A 17,573-nucleotide genomic window follows, 5' to 3' on the forward strand; every position below is an offset into this window, starting at 1 on the left:
CGCACCAGCACGGTGCGTAGCCTTTGGTTACAAAACTGTTTCGATCATGCCCGCGCCAGTGCGCCCACCGGCCGCTCCTGCAAGTAAAGCTGGCACAGGCCCACGGTTTGTTCGACCCATTGCGGGCCCAGGCATTCCACCTGCGGCGTGCCGCGGTGGGTGCCGGTCCAGGCCAGCAGTTGCAGGCGCCGCTGCATGATCAGCGTCGGCAGCATGGCGATATCGCTGGCGTCCAGGCTGGCCACGCTGCTGTAACCCGCTAGCCAGTTGTCGATCCACTGTGGCAGGTCGGGGTGGTGTTCGAAGAAGCTCAGGGCCGCTGCCAGGTCGTGCAGGTACCAGCCCATACCGCAGTCGTCGAAGTCGATGATGCGGGTGCGATCACCTTGCACCAGCAGGTTGGTCAGGCGCAGGTCAGCGTGGATAAGGCCAAAGCGTGAGGGTTCTTCGCCATAGTCGGCCAGGCGCGTGCCGATCACCTGGACTGCTTCGCTGATCAGCGCGCTGCCCCGGGCATCCAGGTAGGGCGCTTCGCGCCAGCTGCCCCAGTGGCCGTGCTCACCCAGCATGCTTTGGTGGTTCCAGGTCAGTCGCTGGAAATTGCCGGGACGTTGCCAACTGCGGGCATGGCGATGCAGGTGGGCATTGATGGCGCCAAGCCGGCGGAACGACGCATTCAGCTGTTGCTGGTCGGGCTCGCCGCCCTCGATCCAATGGAACAGCACCACATAGCGGTGACCATGGCCGGGCAGTTCGACTGTTTGAATCGCTTCGCCGTCCAGCCCGGCGATGGGTACCGGCACTTCCAGGCCGGCCTGCTCCAGCGCCGCCAGCCAGGCCAGTTCACTGGCGATGTCGGCGTGTTGGTGATAGCCGGCGCGGTGCACACGCATCACAAACCGCTGCCGCAGGCCCCGGACCTGGTAGGTGGCGTTCTCGGAGTGCACCAGCAACTCGATCTGGCCCTGGTAGGTATCGGCATAGCCAGCCAGCGCATGCTGGGCAAAACGTTCAAGCACGGCAGGGCGGGTGTGGGATGGGTGATCGTTGGTCATCAGGCACGCTCCGTTGGCAGGGGTCTGGCTGCCAGCATGAGTCGAGCCCCGTGCCACTGGCTTGACCGCAAACCGCGAAATCTTGACCACACGCCACAAGCCAGCTGGACGGCTTCGAGAATTTGATCCTGCAGCCCTCAACTTGTGCCCTGCGGTCAAGTCGCCACCTGCCGGCCGGCCCACCATCGGTCCCCATCACTGGCACACATAGCGGATCGAGGGCTGGAGCATGCTGACTTCACTACAAGGCAAAAGCGTATTGGTCACCGGCGGTACCAGCGGTATCGGCCTGGGTATCGCCGTCGGCTTCGCCCGCCAGGGCGCCAAGGTAGCGATCAGTGGCCGGCACCGGGACAAGGTTGAAGCCGTTGCCAGTCGCTTGCGTGATCAAGGCCTGACGGTCATCGGCCTGGTGGCCGATGTGGGCGACCGAGCGCAGGTGGTACGGATGATCGAAGAAGTGGTACAGGCCCAGGGCGGGCTAGATGTGCTGTGCGCCAATGCCGGCGTGTTCCCCTCGGCCGCACTGGCCGACATGAGCGACGCAGACTGGGATCAGGTACTCGGCACCAATGCCAAAGGCACCTTCCTTTGCGTGCAGGCAGCGCTGCCCTATTTGCGCCGGGCCGAGTACGGGCGGGTGATCCTGACCTCGTCCATCACCGGCCCGGTAACCGGCTTCCCCGGCTGGGCGCACTACGGCGCGAGCAAGGCGGCGCAGCTGGGTTTCATGCGAACCGCGGCCATCGAGCTGGCCCGCGATGGCATCACCATCAATGCCGTGCTGCCGGGCAACATCGTGACCGAAGGCTTGCAGGGCATGGGCGAGGACTACCAGGCCAGCATGGCCGCGTCCATTCCGCTCAAGCGCCTCGGCCAGGTCGAGGACATCGCCAATGCCGCGCTGTTCTTCGCCTCCAGAGAAGCCGGCTACATCACTGGACAGAGCCTGATCGTCGATGGCGGGCAGATCCTGCCCGAGTCCCTGCAAGCACTGGCCTGACCCTTTCCACCAAAACCATAAGAGCACGGAGTGGATCCTGATGAGCGAGACCTACAGTGGTGAACTGGAGCGCGTGCGTGACAGCCAGGCACAGCCCCTTGAGGTGCAGCGCCTGCGCAAGAACGCGGTGGGCTTGATGGGTGTGCTGTTCATGACGGTGGCCACAGCGGCGCCGATCACCGCCATGCTTGGCAACGTGCCAATTGCCATCGGCAGCGGCAATGGCCAGTACGCGCCGGCGGGCTACCTGGTGGCCACCATCATCCTGGCGCTGTTTGCCATCGGTTATGCGCAAATGGCCAAGTACATCACCGCCACCGGAGCCTTCTACGGCTTCATCTCCCATGGCCTGGGGCGGGTGGTGGGCATGGCCTCGGGGCTTGCCGTGACGCTGACCTACATCGTTTTCGAAGCGGCGTTGGTGGGCATTTTCGCTTTCTTCTGCGAAGACTTGCTGGCCAGTGTCGCCGGCCTGCATGTGCCGTGGATCGTATTCGCCCTGGCCATGCTGTTGGCCAACGGAGTGCTCAGCTACTTCGACATTTCCCTCACCGCCAAGGTGCTCGGGCTGTGCCTGGTGCTGGAGATTCTAATGCTGGCGCTGATGGCTTTTGCCGTGCTGTTTCATGGCGGTGGGCCGCAGGGCATGGCGGTGGAGTCGATCAACCCGCTTAACGCCTTTCGGCCAGCCGAGGGGGTGATAGGTGCAAACGCTGGCATCGGCCTGTTCTTCGCCTTCTGGTCCTGGGTCGGCTTCGAGTCGTCGGCCATGTATGGCGAGGAGTCGCGCAACCCGAAAAAGATCATCCCGTTGGCAACGCTGCTGGCGGTGATCGGCATTGGCGTGTTCTATGTGTTCGTCTCGTGGATGGCCATCGCCGGTTCCGGCCCTGCCGAAGCCATTCGCCTGGCGCAGGACCCGGCCAGCGCCGCCGAGGTGTTCTACGGGCCGACTCGCCTGTACCTGGGCGAATGGGCCGTGAGCCTGTTCAAGCTGTTGGTGGTGACCGGCTCGTTTGCCTGCGGCATGGCCTTCCATAACTGCGCGGCGCGCTACATCTATGCGCTGGGCCGGGAGAACCTGTTCGTGTTCCTTGGCCGCACCGTTGGCCGGACCCACGCCCGCCATGGCTCGCCGCATGTGGCCTCGACCGTGCAAAGCGTGATCGCCACGCTGATCGTGCTGGCCTTCCTGCTCACCGGCAAAGACCCTTACGCCGACCTGTATGCCTTGCTGGCGATCCTCGGCACCATGGGCATTCTGATCGTCCAGGCGCTGTGCGCCTTTGCCGTGATCTGCTACTTCCATGTCGGCACCCAGCGCCGCGCCCAGGCGCATTGGTTCAAGACCTTCCTGGCACCGCTGCTGGGCGGCATCGGCATGCTGTACGTGGTTTACCTGCTGTTCGCCAACCTCAGCTTCGCTGCCGGCAGTGCGGCTGAATCGCTGCTGTTCCGGCTGATTCCGTGGATCGTCGCTGCCAGCTTTGCGCTGGGCGGTTCGATCGCCCTCTACTTCCGTTACTTCGACCGCCGCAAGTACCACATCATCGGCAGCATCGTCATGGACGACGCGCGCCAGGACACCTGAGGAGACCGACCATGTTGAAAGTGAATGCCTTCCAGCCCGAGCAGGCCGCGGCCCTGGATGCCGCCGAGCGTCGCCTGATCGAGCGCCGCCAGCGCCTGCTGGGGCCGGCCTACCAGCTGTTCTACGACAACCCGCTGCACCTGGTGCGCGGCGCCGGTACCTGGCTGTACGACACCGCTGGCCGGGCCTACCTCGACCTGTACAACAACGTCGCCTCGGTCGGCCACAGCCACCCGCGGGTGGTCGAGGCCCTGGCCGGGCAGGCGGCTGCGCTCAATACCCACACCCGCTACCTGCACGAAGGTGTGCTCGACTATGCCGAAAAGCTGCTGGCGACCATGCCGGCGCAGCTGGGCAACGTGATGTTCACCTGCACCGGCAGCGAGGCCAATGACCTGGCGCTGCGCATTGCCCGTGACTACACCGGGGGCACCGGCGTGATCGTTACTCGCTATGCCTACCACGGCATGACGGCGGCCATCGCCGAGCTGTCGCCGTCGGTGGGTGACTATGTACCGCTGGGGCGCGACATCCGTGTGGTCGACGCCCCCGTGCACCTGCCGCACGCCCCGCAGCAGGTCGGCCAGCTGTTTGCGGCCCAGGTGCGCGCCGCACTGGCCGACATGCAGCGTCATGGCATCCGCCCGGCGGCGTTGCTGGTCGACACTTTGTTCACCAGCGATGGCGTGTTTGCCGACCCTGCCGGATTCCTTGTGGAAGCGGTGGAGGCGGTGCGCGCTGCCGGTGGCCTGTTCATCGCCGACGAGGTGCAGCCAGGCTTTGGCCGCACCGGTACGCACATGTGGGGCTTCCAGCGCCATGGCCTGGTGCCCGACCTGGTGACCATGGGCAAGCCGATGGGCAATGGCCACCCGCTGGCGGGTTTGACGGTGCGTCCGGAAATCCTTGAACGCTTCGGGCGCAACGCCAGTTACTTCAACACCTTTGGCGGCAACCCGGTGTCTGCGGCCGTAGGCCTGGCAGTGTTGCAGGTGATCGAGGAGGAAGGCCTGCAGGAGAATGCCAGGCAGGTGGGGGGCCAACTGAAGGAGGGCTTGGAGGGCCTAGCGCGCGAGCATGCCTGCCTTGGCCAGGTACGTGGCGCGGGGTTGTTCATTGGTGTGGACGTGGTGACGCCGTCGGGGGATGCCGATGGCGCCACGGCGCGGCGTATCGTTAACCTGCTGCGGGAGGAAGGCATGCTGATCGGCGTGTCGGGGGCCGACAACAATGCCCTGAAGATACGCCCGCAGTTGTGCTTCTCGGCGCAAAACGTCGAGCAGTTCCTCAGCGCCTTGCAGCGTGTGTTGCACCAGCTGTGACGGTTTGACCCGGTTGTACGCGCGCCCCGCCAAGGTTTGCCTTGGCGGGGTTTGTTTTTCTGCACTGATCAGTGCCCGGTGGCTGCCTTGCGCCCCTGGGCGGCGTCATAGCAACCTGCCTGTTCGAACACCGCGCGTACTTCATCCAGCACGGTCGGGTCTTCGATGGTTGGTGGCAGGGCTACTTCGGGGCTGGCGGCCAGGGAGCGCAGGGTCTTGCGCAGAATCTTGCCAGAGCGGGTCTTGGGCAAGCGTTTGAGGATGAACACTCGCCGTAGCGAGGCGACCGCGCCGACCGCATCGCGCACCTTGGCGACCAGTTCCCTTTCCAGCAGCGCGGGGTCGGGCTGCTGGCCGTGCTTGAGCACCACGAACCCCACCGGCACCTCGCCCTTGAGCTCTTCGGCCAGTGCCACCACCGCGCATTCGGCAACGGCCGGGTGGTCGCCCAAGGCTTCTTCCAGGCTGCCGCTGGACAGCCGGTGCCCGGCCACGTTGATCACATCGTCCACCCGGCCCATGACGAACAGGTAGCCGTCTTCATCCAGGTAGCCGCCGTCACCGCTGCAGTAGTAGCCGGGGAAGCTGCTGAGGTAGCTGTCGGCAAAGCGCTGCGGGTCGCCCCACAGGGTGGTCAAGGTGCCGGGCGGCAAGGGCAGGCGCAGGGCGATGTTGCCCGGCTGGTTGCAGGGTACCGGCTGGCCTTCGTCATCCACGATGTCCAGCCGGTAGCCCGGCATCGGCACGCTGGCCGAGCCGGTCTTCATCGGCAAGTCATCCAGCCCGCGCGGGTTGCCGGCAATCGCCCAGCCGGTCTCGGTCTGCCACCAGTGGTCGACAACCGGGCAGGGCAGAAAACCCTGCAGCCATTCGCTGGTGGGTGGGTCCAGGCGCTCGCCGGCCACGTACACGGCCTTCAGGCAGGACAGGTCGCGGCCGGCGGCCAACTGTACCTGCGGGTCTTCGCGTTTGATGGCGCGGAAGGCGGTAGGGGCCGTGAAGAACACATTCACCTGATGCTCGGCGATCACCCGCCAGAAGGCCCCGGCGTCGGGCGTGCGCACCGGCTTGCCCTCGTACAGCAAGGTGGTACAGCCGCGGATCAGCGGGGCATAGACGATGTACGAGTGGCCCACCACCCAGCCGATGTCCGAGGCGGCCCAGAACACCTCACCGGGGTGGGCGTCGTACAGGGCCTGCATGCTGAAATTGAGCGCTACGGCATGCCCGCCGTGGTCACGCACCACACCTTTGGGTTTGCCCGTGGTGCCTGAGGTGTAGAGGATGTACAGCGGGTCAGTGGCATTCACCGGCACTGCGGGCACGGCCTCGGCCTGGGCCAGCAGCTGTTGCCAATCGTGCTCGCGCGGGCCATGCAGCGGGGCCAGGGCCTGTTCGCGTTGCTCGATCACCAGGTGCGGGCTATGCCCGACGGCCAGTTGCAGGGCCTGGTCGAGCAGCGGCTTGTAGGGCACCACCCGGTCGTACTCGATGCCGCAGCTGGCGCTGAGCAGCACCTTGGGTTGGGCATCACGGATACGCACCGCCAGTTCGGCGGCGGAGAAGCCGCCAAACACCACCGAGTGCACGGCGCCCAGCCGCGCGCAGGCCAGCATGCCGACCAGCGCCTGGGGGATCATCGGCATATAGATGATCACCCGGTCACCGCGCGCCACCCCAAGTGCGCGCAACATGCCGGCACAGCGGGCCACGCGCGCTTGCAGCTGCTGGTAGCTGATGCGCTCCTTCACGCCAGTGGCGGGTGAGTCGTAAAGAATGGCGCAGCGCTCGCCTGCACCGTTGGCGACGTGGCGGTCTACAGCCAGGTGGCAGGTGTTGAGTTGGCCATCGGCGAACCAGTGGCCGCTGCCATCGGCCTGGGCCGTGAAGATCTGTTGCGGAAAGCGATGCCAGTCCAGTGCGGCGGCTTGTTCGCGCCAGAAACCTTCGGGGTCATCGGCAGCGCGGGCGTAGGCCTGCAGGTAGCGAGTCATGGGGTTCTCCTGGTTGCTGTTATTGTTTTGCCGGCCTTGCGGCCTGCTGCAATCCTCCCAGTCAACGCGCAGGGTCGCTTGACCGGCGGGCACAATTACTTGACCGTCGAACGCTTGGCAGGCAGCGACTTCTATCGTTTTCGCAACCGTTGGTGCGCGAGCTGGAGGCCGCGTGTAGCGCGGAGAAAGCGGTAGCCTGAAGCCGTGGCAGGGCAGCCTTGGCACCCTGCCAGTATTGTCGGATTGTCGTGCAGGGGTTAGGTTGACGCACTCATTTCAAGGAAGACACCCCCATGAAACGGACCTTACCGCTCCTGTTCGCCTGCGCGATTTTTCCCCTGCAAGCCTGGTCGGCGCTTGAAGTCGGCCAGTTCACCCTGGGCATGCCCAAGGCCCAGACCCTGGCCATTCTGCAGCAGCAGTTTGGCGAGGTAGAACATTTCACCGGCTATCACTATCAGGTGCCTACCGAGTTTTATCAGGGGGCCAAACCGAAAGGGGATCTGAACCTGGGCGGTATCGCCATCACCCAGGTGCAGGCGGCGTTCAATGAGGCAGACCAGCTGCGTCAGATCGAAGTGCGTCTGGACACCACCGACGAAGCGCGGGTGCAGCAACTGCTGCCGATGACCAAGGATGCGAAGCTGGTACCGGATACCGGTGGCCGGCTGGAGGCGTTTTCCGCAGAGGGCGAGCTGGTTTACTGGGTATCCAGGAATTGGGACTGGACGGTTGTGACCATTGCCGACAAGGCCAGCTCGGCGGCCAACATCAAGGCGCGGGCCAAGAGCGATGAGAAGTTTGCCCAGCTCAATCGCAAGTTCGACAAGCTGATTGAAACGGCCAAGGCGGTGGAGGGGAAGGGCGCGCCTTGAGGTCACCCTTGGCTCCAGCAGCTTCTCAGGCAAGCCTGCTCCCACAGGGGCGGGTGGACTTTTAGATTTTGAGCAAGCCTGTGCGGTTTGGAACAGGGTCGAAGCTGGGTGGCCAGCTTGTTGACCTTAGGTCGGTTTCAGGATGCGCCTGGTCGTTCGCACGCAACCCCTCGGCGCCACAAGTGCCATGCTTGCAGGATGCCCAAGGACCAGCACGCGCAGACGTGCGGCCGTGGGCGAGGAGGCCGCCAGTACACGTAACCGTGACGTGGCCGGTGCGCCGCAGCAGAACACGCCGGATACCTGCCCTCACAATAATTCAGGCAGGGTCCGTGATGCCGAGGTCCGCTGTATGCCTGATGAAGTGCTCCACCTGCCCGCGATCCAGCGCATCCTGACCCGCGACAAGGCCACCCCTGGGGCCCTGTTGCCCATCCTGCATGCCATCCAGCACGACATCGGTTACATCCCCGATGCGGCTGTCCCCGAAATCGCCCATGCCCTGAACCTCAGCCTGGCCGAGGTGCGCGGGGTGATCAGCTTCTACCATGATTTCCGCACCGCGCCGCCTGCGCGCCACACCCTGCGCCTGTGCCGCGCCGAGTCATGCCAGAGCCGTGGCGCCGAGGCCCTGGCCGCGCAGCTGCGTGAACAACTGGCACTGGACGACCATGGCACCAGTGCCGACGGCGCCATCAGCCTGCGCCCGGTTTACTGCCTGGGTGCCTGTGCCTGCTCGCCGGCGCTGGAGCTGGACGGGCAAGTGCACGCGCGCCTCACTCCCGAGCGCCTGCGCGCACTGGTCAACGGGTGCCGGGAGGACGCAGCATGCTGAAACTGTACATTCCCTGTGACTCGGTAGCCCGCGCCGTGGGCGCCGACCAGGTCGCCCAGGCCCTGCAGCATGAGGCCGAGCGCCGCCAGTTGCCGCTGCACATCCAGCGCACCAGTTCACGCGGGCTGTACTGGCTGGAGCCGCTGGTCGAGTGCGACAGTGCGCAAGGGCGCCTGGGCTTCGGTCCGGTTACCCCACAAGACGTGCCGTCACTGCTCGATGCTCTGGCCGGTGAGCCCGGAGGGCACTCGCTGGCGCTGGGGGCGGTCGAAGAAATACCCTATCTCAAGACCCAGCAACGCCTACTATTCGCCCGCGCCGGCATCACCTGCCCGTTGTCGCTGGACGACTACCGTGCCCACGGTGGTTTCGCCGGCCTTGAGTCTGCTGTGGCCCTGGACGCTGCCGAGGTGGTCGCCGCCGTGCTCGATTCCGGCCTGCGCGGCCGTGGTGGTGCGGCGTTCCCGGCCGGCATCAAGTGGCGCACCGTGCGTGACGCCGGCGCCGGGCAGAAATACGTGGTGTGCAACGCCGACGAGGGTGACTCCGGCACGTTCGCCGACCGTATGCTGATGGAAGGCGACCCCTTCCTGCTGATCGAGGGCATGATCATTGCCGGCCTCGCCGTGGGTGCCGACAAGGGCTACATCTATGTGCGCTCGGAATACCCCGACGCCATCCGCGTGCTCGACCAGGCCTGCGCCATCGCGCGTGACGCCGGTTACCTCGGCCCTGATGTAGCCGGCAGCGGTCAGGCGTTCGACCTGCAAGTGCGAGTGGGGGCCGGCGCCTACATCTGCGGCGAAGAAACCGCACTGCTCGAATCCATCGAGGGCAAGCGCGGCATCGTTCGCGCCAAGCCACCGCTGCCCGCGCTACAAGGCCTGTTCGGCCAGCCGACGCTGGTGCACAACGTGCTCACCCTGGCTTCGGTACCCACCATTCTGGCCAAGGGCGCGTCGTTCTATCGCGATTTCGGCATGGGCCGCTCGCTGGGCACCATGCCGTTCCAGTTGGCCGGCAACGTTCGCCAGGGTGGGCTGGTGGAGCGCGCGTTCGGCCTGACCCTGCGCGAGCTGGTGGAAGGCTACGGTGGTGGCACGGCCAGTGGTCGGCCATTGAAAGCCGCGCAGGTCGGTGGCCCGCTTGGCGCGTGGGTACCGCCCAGCCACTTCGACACCCCACTGGACTATGAAGCTTTCGCCGCCATGGGCGCGATGCTCGGCCACGGCGGTGTGGTGGTGGCCGACGACACCCTGAACATGGCCAGCATGGCGCGCTTCGCCCTGCAGTTCTGCGCCGAAGAGTCGTGCGGCAAGTGCACGCCGTGCCGTATCGGCTCGACCCGAGGCATGGAAGTGGTCGACCGGCTGATCGCCAGTAGCGACCTCGGCGAACGCCACGACCAGGCGCTGTTGCTGCGCGACCTGTGCGACACCATGCAGTACGGCTCGCTGTGTGCCATGGGCGGTATGACTGCCTACCCGGTAGCCAGCGCGCTCAAGTACTTCCCCGCCGATTTTGGGCTGACCACCACGGAGGCCGCGCAGTGATCAATTTCTTCGACCCCGCTTCTGATAAAAGCAGCGACCTCGGCACCCCGGCCCGCGACAGCGACGTACAGGTCAGCCTGAGCATCGACGGCCGCACCGTCAGCGTGCCCGCCGGCACCTCGGTCATGCGCGCCGCCGCCCTGCTTGGCACCAGCATCCCCAAACTGTGCGCCACCGACAGCCTCGAAGCCTTCGGCTCGTGCCGCCTGTGCATGGTGGAAATCGAAGGTATGCGCGGCTACCCGGCGTCCTGCACCACGCCGGTCAGCGAAGGCATGGTGGTGCGCACCGAAAGCCCACGCCTGGCCGGCCTGCGCCGCAACGTGATGGAGCTGTACATATCCGACCACCCGCTGGACTGCCTGACCTGCTCGGCCAACGGCAACTGCGAGCTGCAGACCGTGGCCGGCCAGGTGGGCCTGCGCGAGGTGCGCTACGGATATGACGGCGCCAACCACCTGGCCGAGAAAAAGGACGTTTCCAACCCTTATTTCGACTACGAACCGAGCAAGTGCATCGTCTGTAGCCGCTGCGTGCGTGCCTGCGAGGACATCCAGGGGACATTTGCCCTGACCATTACCGGGCGTGGTTTCGAATCGCGGGTGGCGGCCGCGGGTGGTGACAATTTCCTCGCTTCAGAGTGCGTGTCGTGCGGCGCCTGCGTGCAGGCCTGTCCGACCGCGACCCTGACGGAAAAGAGCTTGGTGCAACTTGGCCAGCCAGAGCGTGCGGTCATTACCACGTGCGCCTATTGCGGCGTGGGTTGCTCGTTCCGCGCCGAAATGAAGGGCGACCAGCTGGTGCGCATGGTCCCGGACAAGAACGGCGGCGCCAACCACGGTCACGCCTGCGTCAAGGGCCGCTTCGCCTGGGGCTATGCCACCCACCCGGATCGCATCACCAAGCCGATGATCCGCAAGCGCCTGGAAGACCCGTGGCAGGAAGTGAGCTGGGACGAGGCGGTGACCTATGCCGCCAGCGAGTTCCGCCGCATCCAGCTCAAGTACGGGCGCGATTCCATTGGCGGCATCACCTCCAGCCGCTGCACCAACGAAGAAGCCTACCTGGTGCAGAAACTGGTGCGCACGGCGTTCGGCAACAACAACGTCGATACCTGCGCGCGGGTGTGCCATTCGCCTACTGGCTATGGCCTCAAGCAAACCCTGGGTGAGTCGGCCGGCACGCAAAGCTTCGATTCGGTGATGCAGGCCGACGTGGTGCTGGTGATCGGTGCCAACCCTACCGACGCCCACCCGGTGTTCGGCTCGCAACTCAAGCGCCGCCTGCGCCAGGGCGCGCGGCTGATTGTGATCGACCCACGGCGCATCGACCTGGTCGACTCGCCGCACGCCCGCGCCGAGCTGCACCTGCAACTGCGCCCGGGCACCAACGTGGCCATGCTCAACGCCCTGGCCCACGTGATCGTCAGTGAAGGCCTGCTGGCCCAGCGCTTCATCGACGCGCGCTGCGAAACCGAAGACTTCGCCCGTTGGCGCGATTTCGTCAGCCTGGCGGAAAACGCCCCTGAAGTGCTCGGCCCTGTCTGTGGCGTGCCAGCTGAGCAGATCCGCGCCGCTGCCCGGTTGTACGCCACCGGTGGCAACGCGGCCATCTACTATGGCCTGGGTGTGACCGAGCACAGTCAGGGCAGTACCGCAGTGATGGGCATCGCCAACCTGGCCATGGCGACCGGCAACATCGGCCGCGAAGGGGTGGGGGTGAACCCGTTGCGCGGGCAGAACAACGTGCAGGGGTCGTGCGACATGGGTTCGTTCCCCCACGAGCTGCCCGGCTACCGGCATATTTCCAACGAGGGCGTACGCGCCGAGTTCGAACGGGCCTGGGGCGTGACCTTGCAACCCGACCCGGGCCTGCGTATTCCCAATATGTTCGAGGCGGCGCTCGATGGCAGCTTCAAGGCGCTGTACTGCCAGGGCGAGGACATCGCCCAGAGCGACCCCAACACCCAGCACGTCACGGCAGCCCTGCTTGCCATGGAGTGCGTGGTGGTACAGGACATTTTCCTCAACGAAACCGCCAAGTTCGCCCATGTGTTCCTGCCGGGCAGTTCGTTCCTGGAAAAGGACGGCACCTTCACCAATGCCGAGCGACGCATTTCGCGGGTGCGCAAGGTCATGGAGCCGCTGGCCGGCAAGGCAGACTGGGAAGCCACCGTGGCCCTGGCCAACGCCCTGGGCTACCCGATGAACTACCGCCATCCGTCGCAGATCATGGACGAAATTGCCCGCCTGACGCCGACCTTCCGCCGCGTCAGCTACGCCGAAATCGATCGCCATGGCAGCCTGCAATGGCCGTGCAACGACGCTGCGCCCGACGGCACGCCGACCATGCACATCGACCAGTTCGTGCGTGGCAAGGGCCGCTTCATGCTCACCGGCTACGTGCCCACCGACGAAAAGGTCAACAACCGCTACCCGCTGCTGCTGACCACCGGGCGCATTCTCAGCCAGTACAACGTCGGCGCCCAGACCCGGCGTACCGGCAACGTCGCCTGGCATGATGCCGACCGCCTGGAAATTCACCCGACCGATGCCGAAACCCGTGGTATCCAGGACGGTGACTGGGTCGGCATCGGCAGCCGCGCCGGGCAGACTGTGCTGCGTGCCAAGGTCAGTGCACGGGTGGCGCCCGGTGTGGTGTACACCACCTTCCACTTCCCCGAGTCTGGGGCCAACGTGATCACCACCGACAATTCCGACTGGGCCACCAACTGCCCTGAGTACAAGGTGACGGCAGTGGAGGTGGTGAAGGTGTTCCAGCCTTCGCAATGGCAAAAGCGCTATCAGGACTTCAGCGATGAACAGCGGCGGCTGTTGAAAGAGCGCCGATCAGCGGAGAAAGCCGAGGTACGCCGATGAGCAGCGACAACCTGGTCAAGATGGCCAACCAGATTGCCCATTACTTTGACAGCGAGCCCGACCGGGCGCTGGCGGTGCAGGGGGTAAGGCAGCATTTGCAGAGCTTCTGGACACCGGCCATGCGCCGGCAGTTGGCGGAGTGGATCGAGGCCAATGCGGGGGAGGGGCTGGACCCCAAGGTGCGGGAGGCGTTGGCCTAGCGGTCGGTACTGATCGGGGCCGCAAGGCGGCCCCGATAAACCTGCAGTGAGGCGGAAAAGGGATTCAGCCTCGCGCTAACTCGGCCTGGTGTGCGATGGCTTCCTCGCTCTTGAGCACCAGCACATCCCCCTCCAGCGCATCCAGCACCACCTCCGACGTATTGCCGATCAATGCCCCGGAAATCCCCGTGCGGCTCACGGTGCCGATCACCGTCACCACGGCATCGAGCACTTTCTCGGTATGTGGAATCAACACATCCGCCGGCCCTTCGGCCACATGCAGGCGATCCTCGCTGATGTCGTACTCGGCCTGGAACGCCTTGCAAGCTTCGCGGTAGCGCTTCTCGATGGTGTCGCTCAACTGGTACGCCGGGTCCGAGGCTGACAGCATCGGCGACGGATGGGCGCTGATGACATGCAGTTCGCCCTTGGCCAGTTTGGCAATCTCGAAGCCATGATCGATGATGCTCGCGTGCAGGCGGCGGTGGTCCTCGTCCTGGTTGCCCACGTCCACCGCAGCCAGGATCTTGCCCCCGGTCCACGGCCGCTCGCTCTTGACCATCAGCACGGCGCACGGGCACTGGCGCAGCAGCTTCCAGTCGCTGGGGGTGAGCAGGGCTTTTTTCAGCGGGTTGTCCGGGCGGTGTTCCTTGATCACCAGCTCGCAACCTTCGGCCTGTTGCACATAGATGATGGTGTCGTGCAGGTTGTCACGCCAGGCTTCTTCATGGGTGATGTTGTCGTACCCGTCATCATGCAACTGGCTGCTCAGCAGGCTCAGCAGCGCACTGTGATCATGCCGTTTGTCGCACATCAGCAGGTGCAGGCGTGCGCCGGTGACGCCGGCTATCAGCTTGGCCCGGGTCAGCGCCCGGCTGTGGGCGTGCTCGGGGTCGAGGACGACAAGGATGCTGCGGACGGCTTGCATGGGCGTTAGCTCCCTTCAAAGGTGGCGACCAATGCCTGACTATAGTCGGCACTCCCCCCGCTGGCGCTTGATATGCATCAAGCATAGTCACTGGCGCCGCCCGCCGCCGCCGGTATAATCGCCGGCCCTGCCAGTTCTGTGTGGTTGCACGCTTATGTCCCTGATCCCCGAAATCGACGCCTTTCTTGGCTGCCCGACGCCAGACGCCTGGATCGAAGCGGCGCTCGCCGACCAGGAAACCCTGCTGATCGACCACAAGAACTGCGAGTTCAAGGCCGCCAGCACAGCCTTGAGCCTGATCGCCAAATACAACACCCACCTCGACCTGATCAACATGATGTCGCGCCTGGCCCGCGAGGAGCTGGTGCACCATGAGCAAGTGCTGCGCCTGATGAAGCGCCGGGGCGTGCCGCTGCGCCCGGTGTCGGCGGGGCGCTATGCGTCGGGGCTACGCCGCCTGGTGCGCGCCCACGAGCCGGTCAAGCTGGTGGACACGCTGGTGGTGGGGGCGTTCATCGAGGCGCGCAGCTGCGAGCGCTTCGCTGCACTGGTCCCGCACTTGGATGAAGAGCTGGGGCGCTTCTACCACGGCCTGCTGAAAAGTGAAGCGCGCCACTACCAGGGTTACCTGAAACTGGCGCACAACTACGGTGATGAGGCGGACATCGCCCGCCGGGTGGAACTGGTGCGGGCTGCGGAAATGGAACTGATCCAGTCACCCGACCAGGAACTGCGCTTCCACAGCGGCATCCCGCAGGCGCTGGCCGCCTGATTCGCAACAGGCGGCCCAGGCCTTAGCCGCGCCGGCCCAACAGCAGGCCTACCACCAGGCCGAGGCCGGCGGAAATGGCCACGGTCTGCCAGGGGTGGCCGCCGATGTAGTCTTGTGTGGCGTCCACCACCGGTTGCGCCCTGCTGCGCACATTGCTGGCCGCCTGGCGGGCCTGGCGCAGCTTCAGGCTTACCTGCGCACGCAACGTCTCTGCTTCGTCGCCAACCAGGGCGGCACTGTCGTTCAGCAGTTTTTCCGACTCTTCGATCAGCGATTGCAGTTCGCTGAATACCTGGTCCTTGATCTGATCGCTATCCGCCAGCGTGGCGTTTTTCCGGGCCATGAACTCGTCCTCGTCGATGGGGGGTGTGAACAATGGATGCCGCCGCGTCGGGAAAGTTGCGGCGGCTTTCCGATGTGGCGTTGCCTGGGTGTAAGATAGCGGCCATTTTCAAACCTGCAGGTACCTTCATGAGTTTCAATCTGGCCAACATGAGCTTCGAGGAACGGGCGCAGATCGAGGCAGAGAAGGCCCGTCTGTTCGAGATGTGGCAGAACAACCTGGGCAAGGCCAAGGGCGAAGCGGCGCGGCTGATCGCCGAAAAGCCACGGCGCAAGGGTAAATGGGCCGAGTGGGTACGCGCCGAACTGGACGGCATGACGCCGCCCGAGTACGCCAGCATGGTGCGCAGCGAAGTCAACAAGCTGATGGCCGCGGCCAGCGCCAACCGCTGAGCGCACCGCGCAGGGCGCTTACCAGTAAGTGCCCTTGGGCAGATCCAGCTTGCCTTCGTCGGTGAACCGCACGGTCCCCAGCAGCCCGCCGGCCAGCTTGCCGCGCAGCGTATAGGGCAACCCCTGCAGCGAATCTACCTTGCCTAGTCCATAGGCTTGGCGCAGGAAGGAAAACGCCGTGATGCTTACCGGCATCACGATCACCGCCTCGTCATATCGGCCAATGTGGCCCTGCTGGTCGCTGACCCCGGCGGCCAACGGCTGGCCGTTCACCTCCAGGTTGATGGCGATACCGTTGTAGTCGATCGGCGCCTCGTTGGGGTTTTGCACCCGCATCTTTACCGCCATGCGCAATTCCAGCTCCTGCCCGGGCAGTGGCTCGATGCCGATCACGCTGATGTTCACTGGGTCGCGTGGCTGGAACAGCGCGCAGGCCGCCAGGCCGCTGGTCAGCAGCAGGATCAGGTACAGGCGGGTGTAGCGGTACAGGCGGGCAGTCATGAGGTGCGACCTTGCCGGATTGGACGAACTGGCAGTGTGGCAAATGCGCGTCGGCGTTGAAAGTATCGGCTCATATGAAAGATACTGTTTCTCATTAACGCCCGATAACTTCTCTTACTGGCTGTTCCCCAACCCATGCTGACCTCACCCATGTCGGGCCTGCTGGCGAGTTTCCAGGAGCACTACGACGACCTGCTGCGGTTTCTCACTCGGCGCATGAGCGACCGCCAGCGCGCGGCCGACGTGGCGCAGGAAACCTACCTGAAGCTGGTGAACATTGACGAGCAGGCGGTGCCGGTGCTGCATGCGCGCAGTTTCATCTTCCGCGTGGCCAGTAACCTGGCGATCGATGCCTTGCGCCGCGAGCAGCGCATCGCCACTTGTCACGACGACAGCGACGGAGCCTGTGAGGTGGCCTGCCCGGCACCAGCACCCGAGGCGGCATTGCTGGCCCGTGAACGCCTGCAAATTCTCGACCAGGCGCTGTTGCAGTTGCCCGACAACGCCCGCCAGGCGCTGTTGCTCAACCGCATCGAGGGCCTGACCCAGAAGCAGATTGCTCAACACCTGGGTGTTTCCGAGAGCATGGTGGCAAAGTACATTGGCCAGGCCTTGCGCCATTGCCGCGGCTGGCTGAAACAGGCGGGTGTGGCGGCATCCGTGGTGCTCCTGGTCGCCGCTGTGGCGGGTTGGCAGCAGGCCCCGATGCTACTGGCGGATTACCACACCGCAGTGGGCGAGCGGCAAGTCATTACCCTGGCCGATGGCACGCGGGTGACGCTGAACAGCGCCAGTGCCTTGAGCGTGGTGTTCAGCGAGCATGAGCGGCGGGTGGTGGTGAATGCCGGCGAAGCGCTGTTCGAAACCGCTGATGATGCAAGGCCATTTGTGGTCGATACGGGCGGTGAGCGGGTGCAGGGCACTGCCGCTACCTTCAGCGTGCGCCGCGATGGCCGCGTGGTGTTGGCACGTGGTGAAGCCAAGCTGGGTGAGCGTGAACTGGCAGTGGCGGCCGATGCCGGCACGCAGATGGCCTGGCAGCGCGGTAAGCTGATCTTCAACGGCAAGCCGCTGGGGCAGGTGCTGACGGAGCTTGAGCGCTATCGGCATGGGCGCATCGTGTTGTCGGATAGCAAGCTGGCGGCGATGGAGGTGAGCGGGGTGTTCGACCTTGACGAGCCAGAGGCGCTGCTGCGCACGTTGGAGCAGCGCTATGGGCTGAAGGTTACCTATTTGCCGTGGTTGGCTGTGGTTCATTGATCCGCCTGTGCCGGCCTCTTCGCAGCACAAGGCTGCTCCTACAGACGGGTGCGATCCCTGTAGGAGCAGC

Annotated in this window: 16 protein-coding genes; 11 read left to right on the forward strand and 5 right to left on the reverse strand. The window is 65.0% G+C overall.

What is annotated here, in order from left to right; all coding sequences use genetic code 11:
- Positions 1-44 precede the first annotated feature (44 nt).
- Positions 45-1,055, reverse strand: a complete 1,011-nt coding sequence (locus ACNFBR_RS15940) for a phosphotransferase enzyme family protein (RefSeq protein ID WP_416735794.1) — start codon at positions 1,053-1,055, stop codon at positions 45-47.
- Positions 1,056-1,284: 229 nt separating this feature from the next.
- Here ACNFBR_RS15940 and fabG point away from each other — a divergent pair, with 229 nt between their 5' ends.
- From fabG to ACNFBR_RS15955, 3 genes are read left to right on the forward strand one after another with little or no spacing between them, the layout of a single operon-like run.
- Positions 1,285-2,058, forward strand: coding sequence for a 3-oxoacyl-ACP reductase FabG (gene fabG / locus ACNFBR_RS15945; RefSeq protein ID WP_416735795.1), 774 nt, complete (start codon positions 1,285-1,287; stop codon positions 2,056-2,058).
- Between the two features lie 40 nt (positions 2,059-2,098).
- The gene (locus tag ACNFBR_RS15950) at positions 2,099-3,649 is read left to right on the forward strand and encodes an APC family permease (protein ID WP_416735796.1); all 1,551 of its coding nucleotides are present in this window, start codon (positions 2,099-2,101) and stop codon (positions 3,647-3,649) included.
- Between the two features lie 11 nt (positions 3,650-3,660).
- Positions 3,661-4,971, forward strand: coding sequence for an aspartate aminotransferase family protein (locus tag ACNFBR_RS15955; protein ID WP_416735797.1), 1,311 nt, complete (start codon positions 3,661-3,663; stop codon positions 4,969-4,971).
- A gap of 68 nt (positions 4,972-5,039) precedes the next feature.
- Here ACNFBR_RS15955 and ACNFBR_RS15960 read toward each other — a convergent pair whose 3' ends face one another.
- The gene (locus ACNFBR_RS15960; protein ID WP_416735798.1) at positions 5,040-6,965 is read right to left on the reverse strand and encodes an AMP-binding protein; all 1,926 of its coding nucleotides are present in this window, start codon (positions 6,963-6,965) and stop codon (positions 5,040-5,042) included.
- Positions 6,966-7,258: 293 nt separating this feature from the next.
- Between ACNFBR_RS15960 and ACNFBR_RS15965 the strand changes: the two genes are divergently transcribed.
- The 5 genes from ACNFBR_RS15965 to ACNFBR_RS15985 all read left to right on the forward strand — a co-directional run bounded on the left by ACNFBR_RS15965 (position 7,259) and on the right by ACNFBR_RS15985 (position 13,307).
- Positions 7,259-7,840 (forward strand): hypothetical protein, encoded by a 582-nt coding sequence (locus tag ACNFBR_RS15965; protein ID WP_416735799.1) that lies wholly within the window; start codon positions 7,259-7,261, stop codon positions 7,838-7,840.
- 352 nt (positions 7,841-8,192) lie between these two features.
- Positions 8,193-8,675 (forward strand): formate dehydrogenase subunit gamma, encoded by a 483-nt coding sequence (locus tag ACNFBR_RS15970; protein ID WP_416735800.1) that lies wholly within the window; start codon positions 8,193-8,195, stop codon positions 8,673-8,675.
- On the forward strand, positions 8,669-10,228 hold the full coding sequence (locus ACNFBR_RS15975) for a formate dehydrogenase beta subunit (protein WP_416735801.1): 1,560 nt from the start codon (positions 8,669-8,671) through the stop codon (positions 10,226-10,228). The genes ACNFBR_RS15970 and ACNFBR_RS15975 overlap by 7 nt, the downstream gene beginning before the upstream one ends.
- Positions 10,225-13,107 carry a formate dehydrogenase subunit alpha gene (gene fdhF, locus ACNFBR_RS15980; RefSeq protein WP_416735802.1) on the forward strand — a complete coding sequence of 961 codons (2,883 nt, stop codon included), beginning with the start codon at positions 10,225-10,227 and terminating at the stop codon, positions 13,105-13,107. The genes ACNFBR_RS15975 and fdhF overlap by 4 nt, the downstream gene beginning before the upstream one ends.
- Positions 13,104-13,307 (forward strand): formate dehydrogenase subunit delta, encoded by a 204-nt coding sequence (locus ACNFBR_RS15985; RefSeq protein ID WP_416735803.1) that lies wholly within the window; start codon positions 13,104-13,106, stop codon positions 13,305-13,307. Before fdhF ends, ACNFBR_RS15985 begins: the two co-directional genes overlap by 4 nt.
- Positions 13,308-13,371: 64 nt before the next feature.
- On the opposite strand, the gene ACNFBR_RS15990 is transcribed toward ACNFBR_RS15985, so the two are convergent.
- Entirely contained in the window at positions 13,372-14,235 is an 864-nt protein-coding gene (locus ACNFBR_RS15990) for a universal stress protein (RefSeq protein WP_416735804.1), read from the reverse strand.
- A 154-nt stretch (positions 14,236-14,389) separates the two neighbouring features.
- On the opposite strand from ACNFBR_RS15990, the gene ACNFBR_RS15995 reads away from it, so the two are divergent.
- Positions 14,390-15,007, forward strand: coding sequence for a tRNA-(ms[2]io[6]A)-hydroxylase (locus tag ACNFBR_RS15995; RefSeq protein ID WP_003248869.1), 618 nt, complete (start codon positions 14,390-14,392; stop codon positions 15,005-15,007).
- A 22-nt stretch (positions 15,008-15,029) separates the two neighbouring features.
- On the opposite strand, the gene ACNFBR_RS16000 is transcribed toward ACNFBR_RS15995, so the two are convergent.
- Complete coding sequence (locus ACNFBR_RS16000) at positions 15,030-15,350, reverse strand: DUF883 family protein (protein WP_416735805.1); 321 nt, start codon at positions 15,348-15,350, stop codon at positions 15,030-15,032.
- 128 nt (positions 15,351-15,478) lie between these two features.
- Between ACNFBR_RS16000 and ACNFBR_RS16005 the strand changes: the two genes are divergently transcribed.
- A complete protein-coding gene (locus ACNFBR_RS16005) occupies positions 15,479-15,742 on the forward strand; it encodes a hypothetical protein (protein ID WP_003248880.1) in 264 nt (87 codons plus the stop codon).
- Between the two features lie 18 nt (positions 15,743-15,760).
- Here ACNFBR_RS16005 and ACNFBR_RS16010 read toward each other — a convergent pair whose 3' ends face one another.
- Positions 15,761-16,243: an LEA type 2 family protein gene (locus ACNFBR_RS16010; RefSeq protein WP_416735806.1), complete on the reverse strand. Its 483-nt coding sequence runs from the start codon at positions 16,241-16,243 to the stop codon at positions 15,761-15,763.
- Positions 16,244-16,378: 135 nt separating this feature from the next.
- Here ACNFBR_RS16010 and ACNFBR_RS16015 point away from each other — a divergent pair, with 135 nt between their 5' ends.
- Positions 16,379-17,503, forward strand: coding sequence for a sigma-70 family RNA polymerase sigma factor (locus ACNFBR_RS16015; RefSeq protein ID WP_416735807.1), 1,125 nt, complete (start codon positions 16,379-16,381; stop codon positions 17,501-17,503).
- The last annotated feature ends 70 nt before the right edge of the window (positions 17,504-17,573 follow it).

The sequence above is a fragment of the Pseudomonas sp. NY11955 genome (assembly GCF_048068035.1).
Taxonomy (GTDB): domain Bacteria; phylum Pseudomonadota; class Gammaproteobacteria; order Pseudomonadales; family Pseudomonadaceae; genus Aquipseudomonas.